Raw genomic sequence first — 16009 nt, forward strand, 5'->3', positions numbered from 1 at the left:
GTAACAGCGCCTGTTACCGGGCCTCACCAGCCTGCGCGTTTTCGGACTTTTGTTTTCGCAACTGCAACAAAATGCGCGCATTATCACCTTCGGTTTTAGCCATGATTGTTATCTTCTGAACATCGGTTTTTTTTCGGTGTTGCACTGCACACAAGCGATTTTTTTTGTGCATATAATGGCTCACACATGCTAAGTGACCCACCCGGAAGAGCCGTCAGCCACGGGCATCCGGTGGTCATAAGGGGCAATGGACATAACCCGTTGTCAACAAAATCAGTCCGGAAAAACCGGAATGTCATTTGGCCAGAGGACTGCCGGAATTTACCGGCTCTGCAGAGAAAACTATTCGAGAAGGGTTTGAACATGACTACTCGCGAACAACGTATCGCCGCCATTCAACATGACTGGGACACCAACCCGCGCTGGAAAGGTATCAAGCGTGGTTACACCGCTGCCGACGTAGAGCGTCTGCGTGGTTCGGTACAAGTGGAACACACCCTGGCCCGCCAAGGCGCCGAGAAACTGTGGAACCTGGTCAACAACGAACCCTACATCAACTGTCTGGGCGCACTGACCGGTGGTCAGGCCATGCAGCAGGTAAAAGCCGGCATCAAGGCCATCTACCTGTCCGGCTGGCAAGTGGCTGCAGACAACAACGAATACTCCGCCATGTACCCGGACCAGTCCCTGTACCCGGTGGACTCCGTGCCGAAGGTGGTAGAGCGCATCAACAACGCCTTCACCCGTGCCGATGAAATCCAGCACTCCAAGGGCGTTGAAAAAGGCCAGCCTGGCTTTGTTGACTACTACGCTCCCATCGTGGCTGATGCCGAAGCCGGTTTCGGCGGCGTACTCAACGCCTACGAACTGATGAAGGCCATGATCCGCGCCGGTGCCGGTGGCGTTCACTTCGAAGACCAACTGGCTTCTGTCAAGAAATGCGGCCACATGGGCGGCAAGGTGCTGGTTCCGACCCAGGAAGCCATCCAGAAGCTGATCGCAGCCCGTATGGCTGCTGACGTATACGGCGTGCCGACCCTGGTGATTGCCCGTACCGATGCTGAAGCTGCTGACCTGATCACCAGCGACTACGATGCCAACGACAAGCCTTTCCTGACTGGCGAGCGCACTGCCGAAGGCTTCTACAAGACCAAGAAGGGTCTGGAACAAGCCATCAGCCGCGCCGTGGCCTACGCAGACTACGCCGACCTGGTATGGTGCGAAACCGGCACCCCGGATCTGGAATTCGCCCGCAAGTTCGCTGAAGCCGTTCACGCCAAGCATCCGGGCAAGCTGCTGGCCTACAACTGCTCGCCGTCCTTCAACTGGAAGAAGAACCTGGACGATGCCACCATCGCCAAGTTCCAGCGCGAACTGGGTGCCATGGGCTACAAATACCAGTTCATCACTTTGGCTGGTATCCACAACATGTGGTACAACATGTACGACCTGGCACAAGACTACGTTGCCCGCGGCATGTCGGCTTATGTTGAGAAGGTACAAGAACCGGAATTCGCCGCCCGCGAACGTGGCTACACCTTCGTATCCCACCAGCAGGAAGTGGGCACCGGCTACTTCGACGATATCACCACCGTGATTCAAGGCGGTCAATCCAGCGTAACCGCGCTGACCGGCTCCACCGAAGAAGAGCAGTTCCACTAAGCAGTGACAGGAGCTGCATGCCAGCTCTGCCCTCCACGCCCGCCAGCCTTGCGCTCGCGGGCGTTTTGTTTTCCTGCAGCCATTTATTAAATCTGGCTAAACAATCAATTCATCAAAAGCGACTAGTCCTGACACGAACAATCACTATACTGGACGCTGCTATTCTCCATTGGCTGGACTGTCGGTCACGGCAAGCCAGCCCTTCCCGCTTCATTTCCAGCAAAGGGATTCACCATGACCAAGGTTGTCGTTGTCTATCATTCCGGCTACGGCCATACCCAACGTGTTGCCCAGCAAGTGGCTGCCGGTGCCAATGCCGAGCTTGTTGCCATCGACGCCGAAGGCAATGTGCCGGACAGCGCCTGGGACCAGCTGGCAGCAGCCGACGCCATCATCTTTGGCGCGCCCACTTATATGGGCAGCCCGAGCTGGCAGTTCAAGAAATTTGCCGATGCCACTTCCAAGGCCTGGTTCACCCGCGCCTGGCAAGACAAGGTATTCGGCGGCTTCACCAACAGTGCCAGCCTGAACGGCGACAAGCAGGTTGCCCTGATCACCCTGCAAACCCTGGCTTCTCAACATGGTGGCATCTGGGTCAGCCTGGGTCTGCTGCCGAGCAATACCAAGGCCGCCCAGCGTACTGACATCAACAATCTGGGTGGTTCGGTTGGCCTCTTGGTACAGTCCCCGGCCGATGCCAGCGTGGATGAAATCCCGCAGGGTGACCTGGACACCGCCAAGCAATACGGCGCACGCGTGGCGGCCATCGCCGCCAAGCTGCGCGGCTGATTTTTCAGCGCTGCAGATGCAAAAAAGCCACCTCACGAGGTGGCTTTTTCTTTGGCAGGTACCGAAGCAAGTACGGAATCAGGCCTGCTTGTGCAAGTGGGAGTTCTTGCGCGAGTAACCGAAGTACACCACCAGACCAATCACCAGCCATACCACAAAGCACAGCCAGGTCAGCATGGACAGTTGCGCCATCAGGAATACGCAGAAGATGACGGCCAGTGCCGGAACATAAGGCACACCCGGGCACAGGAATTTGCGCGGCAGGTTAGGCTCGGTCTTGCGCAGCTTGATGATGGCAATGGCAATCAGCGAGAAGGCAGCCAGCGTACCGATGTTCACCAGTTCGGCCAGGGTATGCAGCGGAATGAAGCCGGCAATCAGGGCGATGATGGTGCCGATCAGCCAGGTGGCCTTGTACGGCGTGCCGTATTTCGGGTTCACTTCGGAGAAGATTTTCGGCAAAAGACCGTCGCGGCTCATGGCAAACAGGATACGGGTCTGGCCGTAGGTCATCACCAGAATCACGGTCAGCATGCCCAGAATGGCACCCAGATCGACAAAACCGGCAAACCAGTCCAGCTTGGCCACTTGCAGCGCCAGCGATACCGGGTGGTCGATACCGGCGAAATGCGCGTAAGGCACGATGCCGGTCATGATGGCGGACACGATCACGTACAGGATGGAGCAGATGGCCAGCGACCAGATCACACCCTTGGGAATGTCGCGCGCCGGGTCTTTCACTTCTTCTGCCGCACAAGTCACTGCGTCAAAACCCAGGAAGCTGAAGAACACGATGGCCGCGCCATGGAATACGCCATTCATGCCGTAAGGCAGGGCCGGGCTCCAGTTGGCCGGTTTGACATGCCACACGCCGATGGCAATGAACATCAGCACCACGGCCACCTTGATCAGCACCACGATATTGTTGACGCGTTTGGATTCCTTGATGCCAAAGGCCAGCAAGGCAGTAATCAGCATCGCGATGGTGAAGGCAGGCAGATTGAACAAGGTATCCTTGCCCGGAACCGCACCCGCCGCAGCCGTCAGCGCATCAGGCAGGTGAATGCCGAAACCACCCAGCAGGCTCTGGAAATAACCGGACCAACCCACCGAAACGGCAGAAGATGCCAGCAGGTATTCCAGCATCAGGTCCCAGCCGATGATCCAGGCCACCAGTTCACCCAGCGTGGCGTATGCATAAGTATAAGTAGAGCCGGAAATCGGCAACATGGCGGCGAATTCTGCATAGCACAGTGCAGCAAAACCGCAGGCAAATGCGCCGATGATGAAGGACAACACCAGGCCCGGGCCTGCCACCGTGGCACCGGTACCGGTCAACACGAAAATGCCGGTACCGATGATGGCACCGATCCCCAGCATGGTCAGGTCGAAAGCCGTCAGCTCCTTGCGGAGCCCTTTTGCAGTCTGGGCAAATTCCAGCATGCCCTGAACGCTCTTTTTGCGCATCAAACTCATGTTCAGACTATCCTGTGTGCGCCGGTGCCATCGCCATGTTTGGGCAAGGGGACAACCGGCCTTAGATGATCATACTCAGCCCGTCCGCCGCTGCCCTGTCTGCTGCCGGTTCGTGACCGACAACTCAACGCAGGACACTGCCGCGGAAAACGCGCGATCTTACAGGAAGGGGAGAACAGTTCAAGCCAAAATATTGGACAAAGTGTATCCATTATCCATTAATGGCCTTATATCGCAGCAGGATCTATCCCATACTTGTCATAATTGTGCAAGACAAGGCAGTTTGTAGCGCAGCTCAGCCAACAATCCGGCAAAAATTGCTGCATTAACGCAATGCCATGCCTATTTGACATGAATTTGTGCTATACCAAGCCCGGAACCGCCAGCCAGGCCATAGACCAGGGTGACCGACAGCAAGGGTGTTCCGGGCATGCAGCGAAAACCGAGACGGAACAAACTGCGGCTTTCAATCCCAATAGCCGGTGGCGGTGTACACCTGACGCAGGTGTTCGATGAAATGCCGCACCCGGGCCGGTAGAAAACGGCGTTGTGGAACAACGGCATACACCGGGTAGTCCGGCGAGGCAAACTGGTCCAGCACCGTCACCAGCCTCCCCTCGGACAAGTCATCCTTGACCTCCCACAAGGAGCGCCAGGCCAGCCCCAAGCCCTGCAAGGCCCAGTCATGCAGCACCGCACCATCATTACATTCCTGACGACCTGACACGCGCAGGTTGATCAGTTCGCCATCCCGTTCAAAGCTCCAGCCACGGCTTTGGCTTTCACCCAGCGACAGACAGTTGTGCTGCGCCAGCTCTTCCAGCGTGTGTGGAATACCATGCCTTGCCAGATAGGCGGGCGATGCCACCACCACACGCCGGTTTTCCGCCAGCCGCATGGCTACCAGCGATGAATCAGCCAGATCCGAAATGCGAATCGCACAATCGATACGCTCGCGCTGCAAATCAATCAGCCGGTCCGACAGATCCAGCGTCACCCGGATATCCGGATGCGCCAGCTGGAATGCCGCAATATGCGGTGCCACGTGACGCCGGCCAAAACCGGCCGGGGCGGATACCCGCAGATGGCCGCGCGCCCGGCCGCTACCGGACGCCACTGCGGCCTCGGCTTCGGACAGTTCAGTCAGAATGCGCTGGCAGTCTTCAAAAAATGCCGCGCCTTCCTGGGTCAGGGTTACGCTGCGCGTGGTACGCACCAGCAGCTTCACCCCCAGCCGCTCCTCCAGCGCATCCAGCCGGCGGCCTATCATGGCCGGCACCACGCCTTGCTGGCGGGCAGCAGCAGACAAACTGCCATGATTGACCACGGCGACAAAGGTTTCCAGCTGTTTGAGTTCGCTCATTGCGTACTTAAAAGTAAAAGATGTTATGCCTATTTATGCATTTTTTTTTACTGTTTGGCTAGATACACTGCTTACATCGCAATGCAGCATTTTGTTGATCAAAGGCAGCGGTTCTGCCGTATAAACGCATTTACTTCAGGAGCAAGCACATGGCTGTCACCCTTCCGCAAGGCGTGGAAATCCTCGCCCCGCTGACCCCGGCGTTTGAAGAAATCCTCACGACCGAAGCACTGTCCTTTGTCGCCAAACTGCATCGCCAGTTTGAAGCACGCCGCCGTGAGCTGCTTGCCGCCCGCGTGGTGCGCCAGGCCGAACTGGATGCCGGCAAGCTGCCTGACTTCCTGCCGGAAACCGCCGCCATCCGTGCCGGCGACTGGAAAATTGCACCGCTGCCGCAAGACCTGCTGGACCGCCGCGTGGAAATCACCGGGCCGGTGGATCGCAAGATGATGATCAATGCACTGAATTCCGGTGCCAAGAGCTTCATGGCCGACTTCGAGGACTCCAACTGTCCGAGCTGGGAAAACCAGATCAGCGGCCAGATCAATGTCCGTGATGCGTATCGCAAGACCATTTCCTTTGCCAATCCGGATGGCAAGCAATACAAGCTGAACGACACCATTGCCACCCTGATCCTGCGTCCGCGCGGCTGGCACCTGATGGAAAAACACGTCACTGTGGATGGCGAGATTGTCTCCGGCGCACTGTTCGACTTCGCCCTGTCCTTCTTCCACAATATTGCCTATCTGCAAACCGTGGGCAGTGCCACCTATTACTACCTGCCAAAGATGGAAGGCCATCTGGAAGCGCGCCTGTGGAACGATGTGTTCGTGTTTGCCCAGAACGAGCTGGGTATCCCGCAGGGCACCATCAAGGCTACCGTGCTGATTGAAACCATCCTCGCAGCCTTCGAGATGGACGAAATCCTCTACGAACTGCGCGAACACAGCTCCGGCCTGAACGCCGGTCGCTGGGACTACATCTTCAGCTGCATCAAGAAGTTCAAGCAGAATCGCGACTTCTGCCTGGCCAACCGTGCACAGATCACCATGACCGTACCCTTCATGCGTGCCTATGCCCTGCTGCTGCTGAAAACCTGCCACCAGCGCAACGCGCCGGCCATCGGTGGCATGGCCGCGCTGATTCCGATCAAGAACGATCCGGTGGCCAATGACAAGGCACTGGGTGGCGTGAAAGCCGACAAGGACCGCGATGCCACCGACGGCTACGACGGCGGCTGGGTGGCACACCCGGGCCTGGTACCGATTGCCAACGAAGCTTTCAGCCGCGTGCTGGGTGACGCCCCCAACCAGATTGCCAAGCAGCGTCCGGATGTGAATGTCACCGCCGCTGACCTGCTGAACTTCCAGCCGGAAGCGCCGATCACCGAAGCCGGCCTGTCCATGAACATCAATGTGGGCATCCAGTATCTGGGTTCCTGGATTTCCGGCAACGGCTGCGTGCCCATCCACAACCTGATGGAAGATGCCGCCACCGCCGAAATCTCCCGCTCGCAGATCTGGCAATGGATTCGCAGCCCCAAGGGCGTGCTGGAAGATGGCCGCAAGGTGACGGTGGAACTGTTCCGCGAACTGCAAGCTGCTGAAGTAGCCAAGCTCAAGGCGGAATACGGCAATCGCTGGACCAAGCAGTACGAGGACGCAGCCCGCATGTTCGACCATCTGACCACTTCGGATGACTTTGTCGAATTCCTCACCCTGCCGGGTTACGACTACATCGACTAAACGATCGATCCAATGGTTGGCAATTTGCCAGCTTACACTCATGCGGCCCGTGATCCGGGCCGCTTTTTTTTCGCCTGCCCGACGATCGGGCAACTTCCTGTCTCCAATATCCAATCTCAGCCATTTTATTGCGCAACGCAACAAGAAAAATCTTTGGCATTAGAATAAAATTGCGCGAAATATTCATTTTCCAAAAAAATCTATCCTGACTCACAAGGAATTGCCATGTCCCTACGCCATCGCCAACTGCTGGCTGCCGCTGCAGCCGTGCTCTCCCTGTCTGCTTCCGCTGCCGAGCTCAAGTCGGTTGCCATTACGGCCATTGTCGATCACCCGGCGCTGGATGCCGCCCGCAAAGGGGTGACTGACCAACTGAAAGCCGAGGGTTTTGGTGAGGACAAGGTCAAGGTGCAGTATCAAAGCGCGCAGGGTAACCCGGCTACTGCCGGCCAGATCGCCCGCAAGTTTGTCGGCGACAAGCCGGATGTCGCCGTGGCCATTGCCACACCGTCCGCCCAGGCACTGGTTGCCGCCAGCAAAACCCTGCCCATCGTATTCACTGCAGTCACCGACCCGGTGGCTGCCAAGCTGGTCAGCAGCTGGAAACCCAGCGGTAGCAATGTAACCGGCGTTTCCGACATGCTGCCGCTGGGCCCGCAAGTAGACCTGATCCTGAAGGTAAAACCAGGCGCCAAACGCGTCGGTATGGTGTTCAGCCCGGGTGAGGTCAACTCCACCATCGTGGTGAAGGAACTGAAAGAAGAACTGGCCAAGCGCGGCATGAGCCTGGTGGAAGCCCCGGCACCGCGTACCGTGGATGTGGCCCCGGCGGCCAAGAGCCTGATCGGCAAGGTTGATGCCATCTACACCAGCACCGACAACAATGTGGTGTCCACTTACGAATCGCTGGTGGCCGTCGCCAATCAGGCCAAACTACCGCTGATTGCCTCGGATACCGACTCGGTGAAGCGTGGTGCCATCGCAGCCCTGGGCATGAACTACTACGATATGGGGCGTCAGACCGGCAAGATTGTGGTTCGCATCCTGAAGGGTGAAAAGCCGGGTGCCATCGCTCCGGAAGTAGGCAGCAAGCTGAGCCTGACCGTAAACCCGTCTGCCGCCATGAAGCAAGGTGCGCCGCTGTCCGCCGCCCTGCTGAAAGAAGCGCAGAACACCGTCAAGTAAGCGGTTAGCAGCCTGACTGCCCGGATGGTTTCACCGCCATCCGGGCTTTTTCCGTCTCAACAGCCCGGCCTCACCCAGGCCAGGCTTGCCGGCTACACCCCTGACAGGCCGGCATGTCGCAGAGGTGTTCATGTCCCTGATTTCACTGATGGGCGCGCTGGAAATCGGCCTTATCTTTGCCCTCGTCGCACTGGGCGTGCTGATTTCCTTCCGCCTGCTCAACTTTCCCGACCTTACCGCCGACGGCAGTTTCCCGCTGGGCGGTGCCGTCGCTGCCGTGCTGATTGCCGGTGGCCACGACCCGTGGCTGGCTTGCGGCCTGGCTGCCATTGCCGGTGCCGCTGCCGGCTGGCTGACCGCCTGGCTCAATGTGCGCCTGGGCATCCTGCAATTGCTGGCCAGCATTCTGGTGATGATTGCGCTGTACTCGATCAACCTGCGTATCATGGGCGCGCCCAATATCGCCCTGATCGGCCTGCCCACCGTATTCACCCCCTTCATCAGCACGGTGAATGACAACGCCTGGCTGATTCAGCCTGCTGTGCTGGCGGTCATTGTGGTCATCGCCAAGCTGTTGCTGGACGCCTTCTTCGCCTCGGAAACCGGCCTCGCGCTGCGCGCCACCGGTGCCAACCCGCGGATGGCACGGGCACAGGGCATTTCCACCGACCGCATGACCCTGGCCGGCATGGCCCTGTCCAATGCACTGATTGCACTGGCAGGTGCGCTATACGTGCAAACCCAGGGTGGTGCCGACATCTCCATGGGCATCGGCACCATTGTGGTGGGCCTCGCCGCCGTCATCATCGGTGAAACCCTGCTGCCGCCACGCACACTATGGCTGGTGACACTGGCCACCGTGCTCGGCGCACTGCTCTACCGCCTGCTGATCGCCCTGGCGCTGAATGCCGATTTCATCGGCCTGCAAGCCCAAGACCTGAACCTGATTACCGCCGTGCTGGTGGGCCTGGCGCTGGTACTGCCCAAAATCAAGGGCAAGCTGCGCAACAAGCAAGGAGGAAAATCCGCATGATGCGCGCCGACAATCTGTTCAAAACCTTTAATCCCGGCACCCCGCTGGAAAACCCGGTGCTGCGCGGCCTGTCGCTCACCATCGAGTCCGGCCAGTTCGTCACCGTGATCGGCAGCAATGGTGCTGGTAAATCCACTTTTCTGAATGCCATCAGCGGTGACATCAGCCCGGACACCGGCAGCCTGTTCATTGACGGGCAGGACGTCACCCGTCAGTCTGCCTGGCAGCGTGCGGCACTGGTGGCCCGCGTGTTTCAGGACCCGCTCGCCGGTACCTGTGAAGGGCTCACTATCGAAGAAAACTTGGCACTGGCCATGCAGCGCGGCCAGGGACGCGGCCTGTCGCGCGCGGTCAAGGCCAGTTATCGCGAAGCCTTCCGCGACAAGCTGGCCACCCTCAAGCTGGGCCTGGAAAACCGCCTGGGCGACCGCATGGGCCTGCTGTCCGGTGGTCAGCGCCAGGCCGTCAGCCTGCTGATGGCCTCCTTGCAGCCTTCCCGCCTGCTGCTGCTGGATGAGCACACCGCCGCGCTCGACCCGAAAACCGCAGCCTTCGTGCTGGAGCTGACAGACCGCATCGTGACCGAGAACAAGCTGACCGCCCTGATGGTGACCCACTCCATGCGTCAGGCACTGGACCATGGCCATCGCACCGTCATGCTGCACCAAGGCCGCGTGGTACTGGATGTCAGCGGCGACAGCCGCAGCCGCATGGATGTGCCCGATCTGTTGGCCATGTTCGAGCAGACTCGCGGTGAAAAGCTGGACGACGACGCGTTGTTGCTGGGCTGAGTTCTGCCCCCTCGTGCCGGTTGCTGCACCGCAGTCCGCACGGGCCTGCCACGCTCAGTGGCCAATTGCTGGCCAGATATGCGAACCTTCTGCATCAACCCGGCTCAAACGCCTGTTCGCCAATTTTTGCAGGAGTCCGCATGAAATCCACGCTTATTCCCTCTCTGATGGCAGCCAGCCTGCTCATCACACCGGCCCTGGCCAAGGCAGCTGATGGCATCGAACTGCGTCTGTCAGGCTCTGCCCAGCAAGAAGTCGCCAACGACCAGTTGCAAGCCACACTCTACCTGCAGGAAAAAAGCGATCAGCCCGCCACGCTGGCCAACCGCCTGAACAAGGGCATTGCCCAGGGCATGGCACTTGGCAAGAAATATCCTCAAGTGGACGTCAGCAGTGGCAGCTATAACAGCTGGCCCAGCTACGACAAGAACGGCAAGATTCAAGGCTGGCAAGGCCGCGCGGAAATCCGCCTGAAAAGCCGGGACATGACCCAGGCAGCAGAACTGGTAGCACAGCTACAGAAAACCATGCTGCTGGAAGGCGTGCAGTTCACCGTATCCGATGCTGCCCGTCGCGCTGCGGAAAAAGCCATGATTCCAGCTGCATTGGCCGAAATGCAGGCACAAGCCAATATCACGGCGCAAACCCTAGGCAAAAGCCGTATTACCATCAAGGAGCTGGAGTTTGGCAATGCAGCCCCGGCCTTCCGGCCCCCCATGCTGATGCGCGCTGCCGCAGCGCCCATGGCCAAGGAAGCCGATGTGGCACAGCCAGACTGGCAACCAGGCCAAAGCCAGTTGCAACTCACCATCAATGGCAAGATTGAGCTCAACTAGCCCTTTATGCCACCGCAACCTTGCGCTACAGTAAGCAACACAACGGGCTGAATACATCAGCCCGCTTTTACGACCCGCCGAGCACTCTACCACCATGAAACTGATTGCCTCCTACACCAGTCCGTATGCCCGCAAGGTACGCATCGTACTGGCCGACAAGAAGATTGATTGCCCGCTGGAAGAGGACATGCCGTGGAATCCGGATAGTCAGGTCCCGCATTACAACCCGCTGGGCAAAGTCCCGGTGCTGGAGCTGGATGACGGGAGCACCCTGTTCGATTCGCGGGTCATCGTGGAATATCTGGACAATATCTCGCCAGTTGCACGCCTGCTGCCACAGGAAAACCGTCGCCTGATCAATACCCGTCGCTGGGAAGCACTGGCCGATGGCATTACCGATGCCGCCGTCGCCATTGTGCTGGAACAGCGCAGGCCAGCAGACAAGCAGATGCCGGAATGGATCGCACGGCAACAGGACAAGATAGATCGCGGGCTGACAGTCATGGCCGCCGATCTGGCTGAACGGCAATGGTGTAATGGCGAAAGTTACAGCCTAGCCGACATTGCCGTTGGCTGCTGCCTGGGCTACCTGGATTTCCGTTTCCCGGCCATTGACTGGCGCGAACGCCACCCCAATCTGGCAAGCCTGCTGGAACGGTTGTCCGCTCGCCAATCATTCATCGATACCCGGCCACCGGCAGCGTAAACAAGACATACAAAAACCGGGGCAATCCCGGTTTTTTCATTTTGCACAGCAACGCGCTCATGTCGGCCGTGGTGCCAGCATGATGATGGCCATTCCCGCCAAAGCCAGTGTAGCCCCCAGCACATCCCACAAGCCTGGCCGCACGCCATCAACCACCCACAGCCATAACAAGGCCACCACCACATAGACACCGCCGTAAGCGGCATAGACACGCCCGGCCGCCGCCGGATGCAAGGTCAGCAACCAGACAAAGAGCAGCAGTGAAAGCGCGGCTGGTACTAATAAATAGACAGAACCCTGCTGTTTCAGCCACAGCCAGGGCAAATAGCAGCCGGTAATTTCAGCCAATGCCGTCAGGCCAAACAAGAGCAATAATTTCAATAATTCCACTACTGTTCCTTCACTGCATTTCGCCGCCGTGGATGCCAATATCAACGGGCAGCCTGCGCCAGTTCCTGCTGATACACGGCCACCTCTTCGGCCATCCAGCTGGCAAATTCACGCTGCTTGAGCAAGGAGCTTTCGCGCTGTGGCCATACCAACCAGTGCGGATAGGGATAAGGCACCACGATATCACTCAGTTGCACCAGCATGCCGGACTTAAGACCAGCATCCACCAGGCTGCGCCGCTCCAGCGCTACTCCCATTCCCTGCTGCACGGCCTGCAGTACCAGATTGGAATCATTAATCCACAAGCCAGCTTGTGACGGTTCTTCCACTCCAGCCGCCAGACACCAGCCCATCCAGCTTTCGACGGTGCGAACCACCGGCCCGGCGACAATCTCGGCTGGAGTCCGTGGCAATTTGCCCTGCCGGAAACCAGGCGCTGCCACCACCACCAGCTCATCATCAAACAGATGTTGCTGCTGCAAGCCCTCCCAGCCGCCCTGCCCCATGCGCACACCGATATCCACCAGCCCCTGGCGCAAATCCTGAATATCCAGACTGGCACGCAAACTGATGCGGTATTGCGGAAAACGCGCCTGAAAACGGGGTAAGCGTGGCAACAGCCAATGCGCGCCAAAGGAAGGCAGCACGGCGACCACCAGCTCGCCATCCCGCGGGCGAGCCTGAATCAACCGTGTAGCTTCGGTTAACTCGGTCAGACCGATACGCACTTGCAGTGCATACAGCCGTCCATCCTCGGTCAGGCGCAGTCCCCGGCCTTCCCGGACAAACAACACCACACCCAGCATGTCCTCAAGCTGGCGTATTTGCTGGCTGATGGCCGAATGCGTCACATGCAGCTCGCTGGCTGCCTGCGTAACACTACCCAGTCGGGAGAGTGCTTCGAAACTGCGTAGTGCAGATAGGGGTGGTAAAGGTCTCATGTAAGAAAAACTAACATGAATTCCAAATAAATATCAATTTTCAGCAGCAACCGCACAACTTATAGTGAACTCACCCCCACGAAAGGAGATGACCATGTCCCACTCATTAAGGCTGGAACTGGCAAAAGGTGAACTGCTGGTAGTACAACTATCCCGACCCTGCCTGATCGTTGCAGGTAGCGGTGCACACTGGCTGACAATTGACGGCCAGGACATCTGCCTGCAAGGTGGAGACTCGGTACAGCTCCCTGCCGGCAAGCTGCTGCTGGAAGGACATGGCCAGCTGGAAATGCGCCCCGCCACCAATACCCCTCAATGCAGCTGGCTAAGCATTGCCAGCCATTTTCAAACCGCTTGAACAGGAAGGCAGATCATGCAACTGATTGGCATGCTGGACTCCCCTTATGTACGCCGTATTGCCATCAGCATGCGCTTGATGGGGATTCCGTTTACCCATCGCGCCGTATCGGTATTTCGCCATCTGGCTGAATTCCAATCCATCAATCCGGTGGTGAAGGCTCCGACCCTGATGCTGGATGATGGCAATACGCTGATGGACTCCACCCTGATTCTGGATTATCTGGACACCCTGTATCCAGAGCGCAGCCTGATGCCCAAGACCCTGCCACAACGTCAGCACTGCCTGTACCTGCTGGGGCTGGCGCTAGCTGCCATGGAAAAAAGTGTGCAACTGGTTTACGAGCAACAGCTACGCCCCGAGGACAAACGGCATTTACCCTGGCAGGAACGTGTCGCAAGCCAATTGACTGCGGCATACAGCGCGCTGGAACAGGCGATGGCAAAACTACCGCCAGATATTAACAACATGGATCAGGCCGGTATCAGCATTGCCGTTGCCTGGCGCTTCAGTCGAGAGCTACTGCCACAGCAACTGGACTGGATGGACTTCCCGCTGCTGCAGCAATGGAGCACACAAGCCGAGGCCCTGCCAGCCTTTGTGGCCACTCCCTTTGAGTAAGCACAGCAGCGAACCCTGACTGGTAGCGTCCATAAGACAAAACCGCCCTAAAGGGCGGTTTTGTCTTGTACTGCGGTCAACGAGGCAAACTCAGACCGACAACTCCAGCAAAAGCTTGTTGATGCGCTTGACGAAGGTGGCAGGGTCTTCCAATTTGCCACCCTCGGCCAACAAGGCCTGGTCGTACAGCACCTGAGCCAGATCGGCAGCACGTCCGGCATCCGACTCTTCAGCCAGACGTTTCACCAGCACGTGTTCCGGATTGATTTCCAAGGTAGGCTTGCTCGCTTCCACTTTCTGGCCGGCCGCCTTCAGCATACGTTCCAGGTGGGCACTCATATCGTGTTCACCCGCAACCAGGCAGGCCGGGCTGTCGGTCAGACGCACGGTAGCGCGCACTTCCTTCACCTTGTCGCCCAGTGCATTCTGCACTTTTTCCACCAGCGGTTTCGCTGCTTCTTCAGCCTGCTTCTGCGCTTCCTTGTCGGCTTCGTCTTCCAGCCCGCCCAGGTCCAGTTCGCCCTTGGCTACCGACTGCAGCGACTTGCCATCGAACTCGAACAGCGAACCAACCACCCACTCATCCACACGGTCGGTCAGCAACAGCACCTCCACGCCCTTCTTCTTGAACACTTCCAGATGTGGGCTGTTACGCGCCGCGGCCAGCGTATCGGCGGTGATGTAGTAGATCTTGTCCTGACCTTCTTTCATACGGCCGATATAGTCGCTCAGGCTGACAGTCGGCTCATCGCTTTCAACGGTGCTAGATGCAAAACGCAACAGCTTGGCGATACGCTCCTTGTTGGCATGGTCTTCGCCCACGCCTTCTTTCAGCACCTGGCCGAACTCTTTCCAGAATGCGGCGTATTTTTCCGGCTGATTGCTGGCCAGATCTTCCAGCAAGCCCAGCACCTTCTTGACGCAACCGGCGCGAATGGCGTCGATATCCTTGCTTTCCTGCAGGATCTCACGCGAAACATTCAACGGCAGATCATTGCTGTCGATTACGCCACGCACATAACGCAGGTATTGCGGCATCAGCTTGTCGCTGTCTTCCATGATGAACACGCGGCGTACATACAGCTTGATGCCCTGCTTGCGCTCGCGGTCCCACATGTCGAACGGTGCACGGGACGGGATATATAGCAGTTCGGTGTATTCCTGGCGACCTTCGACGCGGGCATGGCTCCAGGCCAGCGGGTCGGTGAAGTCATGTGCCACATGTTTGTAAAACTCGATGTACTGCTCGTCGCTGATTTCGCTCTTGCTGCGGGTCCACAAGGCCGAAGCGGCATTGACGGCTTCAAGCTCGTCGCTTTCAATTACTTCGCCATTTTCGCCGTAGCTATTGCCCTTCTTCATCAGAATCGGGATGGAAATATGGTCGGAGTAGGTACGCACAATGCGCTTGAGTGCCCAATCGGCCAACAACTCGTCTTCACCTTCCTTCAGGTGCAGGACGATGTCGGTACCACGACCAGCCTTTTCCACCTGTTCCAGCGTGTACTCCCCTTCGCCCTGGGATTCCCAGCGAACACCTTCGCTGGCGGCAGCACCGGCGCGGCGGGTAGTCAGGCTCACCTTGTCAGCAACAATGAAGGCCGAGTAAAAGCCAACACCAAACTGGCCAATCAGATTGGCATCCTTCTTGGAGTCACCAGACAGCTGTTCGAAGAATGCCTTGGTGCCGGACTTGGCGATGGTACCGATATTGGCAATCACCTCGTCGCGACTCATGCCGATACCATTGTCAGAAATGGTGATGGTGCGGGCGTCCTTGTCGAAGCCAACAGTGATCTTCAGCTCGGCATCATTCTCGAACAATTCGGGCTTGGCCAGACCTTCAAAACGCAATTTGTCGGCAGCATCCGATGCATTGGAGATCAGCTCTCGCAGGAAGATTTCCTTGTTGGAATACAAGGAGTGGATCATCAGGTGAAGCAGTTGTTTGACTTCGGTCTGAAAGCCCAGGGTTTCTTTCTGTGCGCTCATGGTCTCTATTCATCAGTGGTTGGGTAACAGTGAGCAGACAGATAGGGACAAGCCAGCCGATTTCAATACCCTCAACACAGCAATGGTCAGGATTGTCTGTGTGGACAAGCAACTCCCACGC

At 58.0% G+C, this 16009-nt stretch carries 15 protein-coding genes; 10 read left to right on the top strand and 5 right to left on the bottom strand.

Features of this window, described 5'->3' with window-relative positions; all coding sequences use genetic code 11:
* Positions 1–363: 363 nt before the first annotated feature.
* Positions 364–1662, top strand: coding sequence for an isocitrate lyase (gene aceA, locus ACE3SE_RS05195; protein WP_045847570.1), 1299 nt, complete (start codon positions 364–366; stop codon positions 1660–1662).
* 234 nt (positions 1663–1896) lie between these two features.
* Positions 1897–2451 carry a flavodoxin family protein gene (locus ACE3SE_RS05200; RefSeq protein WP_045847571.1) on the top strand — a complete coding sequence of 185 codons (555 nt, stop codon included), beginning with the start codon at positions 1897–1899 and terminating at the stop codon, positions 2449–2451.
* A gap of 78 nt (positions 2452–2529) precedes the next feature.
* On the opposite strand, the gene ACE3SE_RS05205 is transcribed toward ACE3SE_RS05200, so the two are convergent.
* Positions 2530–3927, bottom strand: coding sequence for an amino acid permease (locus ACE3SE_RS05205; RefSeq protein WP_045847572.1), 1398 nt, complete (start codon positions 3925–3927; stop codon positions 2530–2532).
* A 466-nt stretch (positions 3928–4393) separates the two neighbouring features.
* On the bottom strand, positions 4394–5290 hold the full coding sequence (locus ACE3SE_RS05210) for a LysR family transcriptional regulator (protein ID WP_045847573.1): 897 nt from the start codon (positions 5288–5290) through the stop codon (positions 4394–4396).
* Positions 5291–5439: 149 nt separating this feature from the next.
* On the opposite strand from ACE3SE_RS05210, the gene aceB reads away from it, so the two are divergent.
* The 6 genes from aceB (at position 5440) to ACE3SE_RS05240 (ending at position 11586) form a co-directional block, all read left to right on the top strand.
* On the top strand, positions 5440–7035 hold the full coding sequence (gene aceB, locus ACE3SE_RS05215; RefSeq protein WP_199102220.1) for a malate synthase A: 1596 nt from the start codon (positions 5440–5442) through the stop codon (positions 7033–7035).
* A gap of 225 nt (positions 7036–7260) precedes the next feature.
* Positions 7261–8220: an ABC transporter substrate-binding protein gene (locus tag ACE3SE_RS05220; RefSeq protein ID WP_045847575.1), complete on the top strand. Its 960-nt coding sequence runs from the start codon at positions 7261–7263 to the stop codon at positions 8218–8220.
* A gap of 130 nt (positions 8221–8350) precedes the next feature.
* Entirely contained in the window at positions 8351–9253 is a 903-nt protein-coding gene (locus ACE3SE_RS05225) for an ABC transporter permease (RefSeq protein WP_045847576.1), read from the top strand.
* A complete protein-coding gene (locus ACE3SE_RS05230; protein WP_374554144.1) occupies positions 9250–10044 on the top strand; it encodes an ABC transporter ATP-binding protein in 795 nt (264 codons plus the stop codon). The genes ACE3SE_RS05225 and ACE3SE_RS05230 overlap by 4 nt, the downstream gene beginning before the upstream one ends.
* Positions 10045–10184: 140 nt before the next feature.
* The gene (locus ACE3SE_RS05235) at positions 10185–10880 is read left to right on the top strand and encodes an SIMPL domain-containing protein (protein WP_045847578.1); all 696 of its coding nucleotides are present in this window, start codon (positions 10185–10187) and stop codon (positions 10878–10880) included.
* Between the two features lie 94 nt (positions 10881–10974).
* Positions 10975–11586, top strand: a complete 612-nt coding sequence (locus tag ACE3SE_RS05240) for a glutathione S-transferase (protein ID WP_374554145.1) — start codon at positions 10975–10977, stop codon at positions 11584–11586.
* 57 nt (positions 11587–11643) lie between these two features.
* Here ACE3SE_RS05240 and ACE3SE_RS05245 read toward each other — a convergent pair whose 3' ends face one another.
* Both ACE3SE_RS05245 and ACE3SE_RS05250 read right to left on the bottom strand, forming a co-directional pair.
* Positions 11644–11967 carry a YnfA family protein gene (locus ACE3SE_RS05245; protein ID WP_045847630.1) on the bottom strand — a complete coding sequence of 108 codons (324 nt, stop codon included), beginning with the start codon at positions 11965–11967 and terminating at the stop codon, positions 11644–11646.
* A gap of 50 nt (positions 11968–12017) precedes the next feature.
* The gene (locus tag ACE3SE_RS05250; protein WP_374554146.1) at positions 12018–12917 is read right to left on the bottom strand and encodes a LysR substrate-binding domain-containing protein; all 900 of its coding nucleotides are present in this window, start codon (positions 12915–12917) and stop codon (positions 12018–12020) included.
* Positions 12918–13011: 94 nt separating this feature from the next.
* Here ACE3SE_RS05250 and ACE3SE_RS05255 point away from each other — a divergent pair, with 94 nt between their 5' ends.
* Complete coding sequence (locus ACE3SE_RS05255) at positions 13012–13275, top strand: DUF2917 domain-containing protein (protein WP_045847631.1); 264 nt, start codon at positions 13012–13014, stop codon at positions 13273–13275.
* A gap of 15 nt (positions 13276–13290) precedes the next feature.
* Entirely contained in the window at positions 13291–13896 is a 606-nt protein-coding gene (locus ACE3SE_RS05260; RefSeq protein ID WP_374554147.1) for a glutathione S-transferase family protein, read from the top strand.
* 90 nt (positions 13897–13986) lie between these two features.
* Here ACE3SE_RS05260 and htpG read toward each other — a convergent pair whose 3' ends face one another.
* Positions 13987–15888, bottom strand: coding sequence for a molecular chaperone HtpG (gene htpG / locus ACE3SE_RS05265; protein ID WP_374554148.1), 1902 nt, complete (start codon positions 15886–15888; stop codon positions 13987–13989).
* Positions 15889–16009 lie beyond the last annotated feature (121 nt).

The sequence above is a fragment of the Aquitalea pelogenes genome (genome assembly GCF_041914625.1).
Classification (GTDB): Bacteria; Pseudomonadota; Gammaproteobacteria; order Burkholderiales; family Chromobacteriaceae; genus Aquitalea; species Aquitalea pelogenes.